General features: G+C 67.8%; 5 protein-coding genes. 3 read left to right on the forward strand and 2 right to left on the reverse strand.

What is annotated here, in order from left to right:
• Positions 1-2,009, forward strand: a 2,009-nt coding sequence (gene dnaE / locus JWQ81_RS41520; RefSeq protein WP_297550755.1) for a DNA polymerase III subunit alpha, incomplete at its 5' end; no start/stop codon positions are given.
• Complete coding sequence (locus JWQ81_RS41525) at positions 2,009-3,502, forward strand: MFS transporter (RefSeq protein ID WP_297550757.1); 1,494 nt, start codon at positions 2,009-2,011, stop codon at positions 3,500-3,502. The genes dnaE and JWQ81_RS41525, both read left to right, overlap by 1 nt.
• 23 nt (positions 3,503-3,525) lie before the next feature.
• On the opposite strand, the gene JWQ81_RS41530 is transcribed toward JWQ81_RS41525, so the two are convergent.
• The gene (locus JWQ81_RS41530; RefSeq protein WP_297550759.1) at positions 3,526-4,353 is read right to left on the reverse strand and encodes an acyl-CoA thioester hydrolase/BAAT C-terminal domain-containing protein; all 828 of its coding nucleotides are present in this window, start codon (positions 4,351-4,353) and stop codon (positions 3,526-3,528) included.
• 4 nt (positions 4,354-4,357) lie between these two features.
• A complete protein-coding gene (locus JWQ81_RS41535) occupies positions 4,358-5,428 on the reverse strand; it encodes a helix-turn-helix domain-containing protein (protein ID WP_297550761.1) in 1,071 nt (356 codons plus the stop codon).
• 548 nt (positions 5,429-5,976) lie between these two features.
• Between JWQ81_RS41535 and JWQ81_RS41540 the strand changes: the two genes are divergently transcribed.
• Positions 5,977-7,113: a low temperature requirement protein A gene (locus JWQ81_RS41540; protein WP_297550763.1), complete on the forward strand. Its 1,137-nt coding sequence runs from the start codon at positions 5,977-5,979 to the stop codon at positions 7,111-7,113.
• Positions 7,114-7,403 lie beyond the last annotated feature (290 nt).

Below are 7,403 nucleotides of genomic sequence, written 5' to 3' on the forward strand. Positions count from 1 at the left end.
AGACGATCTTCGACACGGCCCGGGGCATCGAGGGCTTGATCCGCAACGCCGGTGTGCACGCCTGCGCGGTCATCATGTCCAGCGAGCCGCTGATGGACGCGATCCCGTTGTGGCAGCGCGACGACGGTTCGCTCATCACGGGCTGGGACTACCCGTCGTGCGAGAACATCGGCCTGCTGAAGATGGACTTCCTGGGCCTGCGGAACCTCACCGTCATCGGGGACGCGATCGACAACATCAAGACCAACCGCGGCCAGGACGTCGACCTCGACACGCTCAGCGTCGACGACCCCGAGACGTACAAGCTACTCTCCCGCGGAGACACGCTCGGCGTGTTCCAGCTGGATGGCGGTCCCATGCGGGACCTGCTGCGCCGCATGCAGCCGACCGTGTTCGACGACATCGTGGCGGTAGGCGCGTTGTACCGCCCCGGACCGATGGGCATGAACGCGCACAACGACTACGCCGACCGCAAGAACAACAGGCAGAAGGTCACGCCGATTCACCCGCAGCTCGAGGAGCCGCTGCGCGAGATCCTCGGCGACACCTACGGCCTGATCGTCTACCAGGAGCAGATCATGCTCATCGGGCAGGAGGTCGCCGGTTACTCGATGGGCCGCGCCGACGTCCTGCGCCGTGCGATGGGCAAGAAGAAGAAGGAAGTCCTCGACCAGGAGTACGAGGGTTTCCACGCCGGCATGCTCGCCAGCGAGCGGGTCCCCGGCGGCTTCTCCGGCGAAGCGGTCAAGGCACTGTGGGACACGATCCTCCCGTTCGCCGGCTACGCGTTCAACAAGAGCCACGCCGCCGCGTACGGCCTCATCTCCTACTGGACCGCGTACCTCAAGGCGAACTTCACCGCCGAGTACATGGCCGCGCTGCTGACCTCGGTCGGGGACAACAAGGACAAGTCGGCGATCTACCTGTCCGAATGCCGCCGCCTCGGCATCAAGGTGCTGCCGCCGGACGTCAACGAATCCGCCCTGCGCTTCGCCGCGGTCGGGAACGACATCCGGTTCGGCATGGGCGCGGTCCGCAACGTCGGTGCCAACGTCGTCGACTCGATCATCAAGACCCGCACGGAGAAGGGGAAGTACTCCACTTTCACCGACTTCCTCGACAAGTCCGAGCTCGTGGCCTGCAACAAGCGGGTCATCGAGTCGCTGATCAAGGCGGGCGGGTTCGACTCCCTCGGCAACACCAGGCTGGCGATGATCCAGGTCCACGAGGACGCGGTCGACGCCGTGGTGCCGCTCAAGCGGCAAGAGGCGATGGGCCAGTTCGACCTGTTCGGTTCCGCGGAGGACAGCACAGCCGCCGACGCGGTGTCGTCGTCACCCTTGGCGCACCTGAAGTTCGGCGAGGACGAGTACCCGCGCAAGCAACTGCTCACCTACGAGCGCGAGATGCTGGGGTTGTACGTCTCCGCGCACCCGCTCGACGGTGCCGAGCGCATCCTGCGCAAGCACGCGCCCAAACCGATCGCGGCGATCCTCAACGACCCGCCCACGGAGGGCGAGGTCGTGCTCTCCGGATTGATCACCGCGCTGGAGCGCAGGGTGAACAAGAAGGGCGAGCCCTGGGCGATCTGTACGGTCGAGGACATGGATGCCTCCCTCGAGGTCCTGTTCTTCGCCAAGGCCTACTCGATGTTCTCGGCGGACCTGATCGAGGACAACGCCGTGCTGGTCAAGGGCCGCGTCAACTGGCGTGAGGACAAGATGTCGGTCTTCGGCGGCGGACTGGTGTCGCTCGACCTGTCCGAAGCCGGCGACGTCGAGGACGAGCAGCCGCTGGTCCTGCTGGCTGCCGCCGAAAAGGTCGACCAGGCCGTGGTCAGCGAACTCAAGTCGACGCTGCTCGCGCACAAGGGCGTCACGCCGGTGCACCTCAAGCTGGTCGGAGAGAAGCGCCAAACGATCTTCGCGCTCTATGATTACCCCGTGACTGTGACTTCGATGTTGATCGGTGAGTTGAAGGGCATCCCGGGCATCACGGCCAACACTTGATGCTCGACGCCGAGTTCGTCCCGGATCCCCGCCGGTGGAAGGCCCTCGCGGTCACCCTGGCCGCGGGGTTCATGAGTCTGCTCGACGTCAGCATTGTCAACACCGCGCTCCCGGCGATGCAGAGCGACCTCCACGCGTCCAACGGCGGGATCCAGTGGGTCGTCTCGGGGTACGCGCTGACGTTCGGCCTGGTCCTGGTCACCGGTGGCCGCCTCGGCGACGCGCTGGGCCGTCGTCGGATGTTCCTGATCGCCCTCGCCGCGTTCGTCCTCACCAGCGCGCTCGCCGGCGCCGCGCACAACGAAACACTGCTGGTGATCGCGCGGCTCGTGCAGGGTGTCGCGGCCGGCATGCTGACCCCGCAGAACACCGGACTGATCCAGGACCTGTTCCGCGGCGCCGAGCGAGGCAAGGCGTTCGGCCTGTTCGGCGCGGTCGTCGGCATCTCCACCGCGGTCGGGCCGGTGCTCGGCGGCGTGATCCTGGCGATCTTCGGCGATCCAGGCGGCTGGCGGTGGGTGTTCTACGTCAACGTGCCGATCGGGGTGCTCGCGTTCGCGCTCGCGGCCCGCTTGCTGCCCAAGGCACCGCCCTTGACCCGAAAACTCAGTTCGGAGATCGACCTCCTGGGCGTCGTTCTGCTGGGGCTCGCGGTGCTCGGTGTCCTGTTGCCGCTGATCGAATCCGGCGAAGGCGGCCTCGCCAAACTCTGGTGGATGTTCCCGATCGCGGTCGTGCTGGGGATCGCGTTCGTCCGCTGGGAGCACTCGATGGTCCGCCGGGGACGTTCGCCGCTGCTCGACACGAGACTGTTCACCACTACCCCGGGGTACTCCTCGGGAGCGGCGGTCGGCGCGATCTACTTCTGCGGGTTCGCCGGGATCTGGCTCGTGTTCGCGAACTTCTTCCAGCAGGGCCTCGGGTACACGCCCCTGCAGTCCGGGCTCGCCGTCACGTCGTTCGCGCTCGGCTCGGCGGTGGCCGCGGCCGTCGCGGGGCGGCTCGTCCCGCGGTGGGGCCGGAAGCTGACCGTCACCGGCTTGGGCCTGGTCGTGCTCGGTCTGCTCGTGGTCGCCTTCGTCGTCGGGAAGGTGCCGCCGGACTCCGTCGGCTTCGCCATCGCGGTGCCGCTGCTGGTGGCGGGGATCGGCGGCGGCATGGTGATCTCGCCGAACACCACGCTGACCCTCGAATGCGTTCCGGCGAGCATGGCCGGGGTGGCCGGCGGAGCGCTGCAGACCGGACAGCGCATCGGGACGGCCATCGGTACCGCGGTGCTGGCGTCGGTGTTCCACGCGGTGGTCAGCGCCACCGGCGGCCGCTACCCGTTCGCGCTCTCGATTTCGATGCTCTGCTCTGTTGGGCTCACCCTGGTCGCGCTGGCCCTGGCCATCGCCGAACTCGTGAGCCGTCGACACCGCGCCACCGTCTCCGCCGCCGAACGCGCCGAACGGCAGGTCGACGTCGCCTGCGCGGACGTCCACCGCGCCTGAGCGTGTCACGGGACTCGCGGTACTCACCTGAGAAGCAGCAGGTCCAGCAAGGCAGGCCAGACCTGCCGGCCGAACTCGGCGTCCGCTTCCGGCGTCCCGCCCCTTGCCAGCGCCATGCCACCACCCGGCGACGCGGGCTCGCCGGGGAAGCGGATGCGATGTCCGGCGTCGGCGTGGGTGTGGACTTCGGTCGCCAGCCCGTGAGCTGCACGGCGTTCGCTGATTTCGGCGGCGAACCGGTCCGCGGGCCACAGCAGATCGTCGCCACCGGCCGTCAGCAGGACGCGGGCCGTGATGTGTTCGACCGGGATTCTCGCCTTGTCGACTCGGTCTCCGAAAGTGCGCAGGCTCTGTTCGTACAGGCCGCGGTAGACCGGTTGCCCACCGGTCGAGACCGGTACCCACTCGTCGTCGTACGGCACGAACGGCAGCGATATGCCCTTTTCGCTCCAGGCCGAGCGATGGACCCCGTCGGCTCCCGGACCGACGTTGGCCCACACCACCGATGACGGCGACAGCCCGGCCACCGCGCGGATCCGGGCGTCGCGGACGGACAGCAGCAACGCGGCCTCGGCGCCGCGGGAGGTCCCCACCACGGCGAGATGTTCGCTCAACGACGCCAGCCGGTCCAAGGCCGGGGCGAACGTCTCCAGCGGCACCCGGTCGATCCCCGCCGGCTGGCCGACATCACCGAACCACCGAATGGACATCGCGGCGGCACCCTGTGCGGCGAGTACCCGGACGCGATCGGCCTCGATCCGGCCACTGGACCCCGCCAGCACCAGCACCGCGCATCGGGGTGTTTCGGGAACGACAAGCAGCCCTTCGGGGCTGGTCAGCGGGTATTCCAAGGACTCAGGCCGAATCGCGCAAGTGCCGGAGAACCAGGGCCAACTTGAGCCGGAACCGGCCTGCCGGCGAGGTCACGCCGAAGCCGAGCACTGTTTCGGCGTGCGTCAGCCGGGCCGCGACGGTGCTGTGGTGGCGATGCACCGCGACGGCCGCCTTGCGGACGGAATCCTGTGCGCACAAGGCATCCAGGATGAGTAGCGTGTCCGGTCCGGTCGGCTCCTCGACGAGGCGGTCCAGCGCGACGACGTCGGGCAGCCCGGCGATGTCTTCGGCGCGGATGCGTTCGGCGAGCACGACCGCGGCGCCGAGTTCGTCCGAGCGGGACACGGGATCGCAGTCCGTGGCGAACCGCAGGGCGATACGCGCCTGCCGCCAAGCGCGAGGCGCGTCGATCGCCGGTGACACCGGTCCGATGCCGAGGCGGGTCCCGGCGGGCAGCTGTGGCGGCACCGGCTCCGGTCCGGTGACCAGTGCGGCGTGCACCGTGCCCAGCGGCGCGTGCCGGATGCCCGCCGCGCGGCCGCCCAACGCCGTGACGACGTCCGCGATCGCGGTGGTGTCAGTGGTGATGGCGATGGCGATGGCGATCACGCGGACCGGGCTGGCCGGGTTCAGCTCCATCAGGTGCAGCGCCCGCGACCGTTCCGCTTCTCCGGCGTCCTCGGACAACGCGAGTTCGACCAGTGCCGGGTCGCCGAGGTCGGGGAGGGGGAGCCGGGCGTGGTTGAGCAGGATCGCGGCGGTGATGGCGAACCGCTCCAGCAGCATTTCGTCGAGCGGCAGCGGCGACCCGGTGCGGTGTAGCCACACCACCGTGCCGTCGGGCAGTTCCCGAACTCGGGCAGAGGGCGGTGCTTCGCCGGCTTCCGGTGTCCCGTCCGGTTTCGCGCGCAGACTCAGCCCGCGGGCGGACGCGGTGATACCCACCGGGCACTCGGCGAGCGCGGCGGTCATCCGGAGCAGCGTCTCGACGGAGACCCGGTCGGCGACGAGCTGGTCGAAGAACCCGATCACCCGGACGGCGTGTTCCGCGTCGGCGTCGAGGGCGGACAGCTGGAGCAAAAGCCCTTGCATCCCACAAGAGTACTCACCCTGGTAACCCCTTCGTGCTACTCAAGGTGATCTTGAATGCTCCATCCGAGTGACGTAGGTCGATCAACGCTGGTGCTACGCAGAGCAACCAGGTAGACCTTGTAGAGCCTTCGCTGAGCGGTATTGACTACCCAACGTGGCAATCTGGTTCCAGGCCCGGGGATGGGGCCGGTGATCAGGTCAGCAGTGCGGTGCCGGACGTCGCGTGGAATCGGCACTCGCTGTTACCGCTCGGTACGGTGGTGTCGGCGTCCGCGGGGGACCGTTCGGCAACACCCGAGCTGCGCCATCGGAGGAATCCGGTTCGGCGAAGGAGGGGCGTTCTGGTGGGCCCGTGCTAGGGGGAAACGGGCCCACCAGAGCGTGGACCCCGTTCACCCACGGCGTCGGCCAGGTTCGCACGCGCGGCAAGATCGTGTTGGGATAACCGCCATCGGTTCGGTGATGGCGAGGAGTGTTTCCCAGTGTCCTCCAGCGGTGAGTCCCCAAGCAGTCCCCAGGAACGGCGGGCGTCGGTCTGGTACCGCCCGATGACCTCGCGCGCGGGCGATGGAACGCACCGCGTGTCGACCCCGCTCGAGCTCCTCTTCGACCTCTGCTTCGTCGTGGCCGTCGGCCAGGCCGGCGCCGAGCTGCACCATGCTCTGATCGAGGGGCACGTCGGCGGCGGGGTGCTCAATTTCGTATTGGTGTTCTTCGCGATCTGGTGGGGCTGGCTGAACTTCAGCTGGTTCGCGTCGGCGTTCGACACCGACGACGTGCCCTACCGCATCGCGACGTTGATCCAGATCGCCGGCGGCCTGGTCGTCGCGGCCGGGGTGTCCCAGGCTTTCGCGGGCGACTTCACCGTGATCGTCATCGGCTACGTGCTGATGAGGCTGTCGATGGTGAGCCAATGGTTGCGGGCCGCGTACACGGACCGTGTTCACCGGCAGACGGCGCTGCGGTACGCGGCAGGGATCGCGGTGGTCCAGGTCCTGTGGATCCTCAGGCTGACACTGCCGCATTCGTGGGCGTTGCCGTCGTTCTTCGTGCTCGTCCTGGCCGAGTTCGCGGTGCCGATGTTCGCCGAGAACGCGGCCGCGACCCCGTGGCACGCCCACCACATCGCCGAGCGGTACGGCCTGTTCACGCTGATCGTGCTCGGTGAGTCCGTACTGGGGGCGACGACGGCGATCAAGGAGGGGATGGCGGACGGCGACCACATCGGCAGCCTGGCGACGCTCGCCTGCTCCGGTTTGCTCATCGTGTTCAGCATGTGGTGGCTCTACTTCGACCAGCCGGGGCACGCGCGAATCAGCGGCGGTGGCTTGCCGGCGCTCGCCAGCTGGGGGTACGGGCACTTCCTGATCTTCGCTTCGGCGGCCGCCGTCGGAACCGGGCTCGAGGTCGCGGTCGACCACGACACCCACGTCGGGCACCTCGCGGCGTTGCCGTCGGGAATGGCGACCACCGTGCCCGTCGCGGTCTATCTGCTCAGTGTGTGGCTGCTGCACATCGGCCCGACCAACGAATGCCGCCCGATCGCGATCGGCTTCCCGGTCGCCGCGGTGCTCGTAGTGGCGGCGTCGTTCACGCCCGCGCCGATCCCCGTGACCGCCGTACTCGCCGTCGCGTTGGTCGCGACCACGGTCATCGCGACCCGGCCAGTGCAAAAACGCAGGTAGTGGGCCTGCCTGAGCGTTAAGGGACCCCCCTGTTTCGGGCCCTTTCGACCCGTGTAATGTTTTGCAAGTCGCCAGGGAAACCGAAACGACAAAGGCAGGACCGAGGCCACGAACCAAGCTCTCAGATTCTCTCTGATTGAGTGGGTGGGCTCGAAATTTGCTAAAAAACTTGCTAAGGAATGACCGTCTCGGATAAGGCTGCTTTTGGGTGGCGCGATCTGCGGTGTGTTGCTTGAGAACTCAACAGTGTGCTAGTGAACTAAGCCAGTAGAGCTTATGTATAAAGTAAC

Origin of the sequence: Amycolatopsis sp. (assembly GCF_025464955.1) — a bacterium.
Classification (GTDB): domain Bacteria; phylum Actinomycetota; class Actinomycetes; order Mycobacteriales; family Pseudonocardiaceae; genus Amycolatopsis.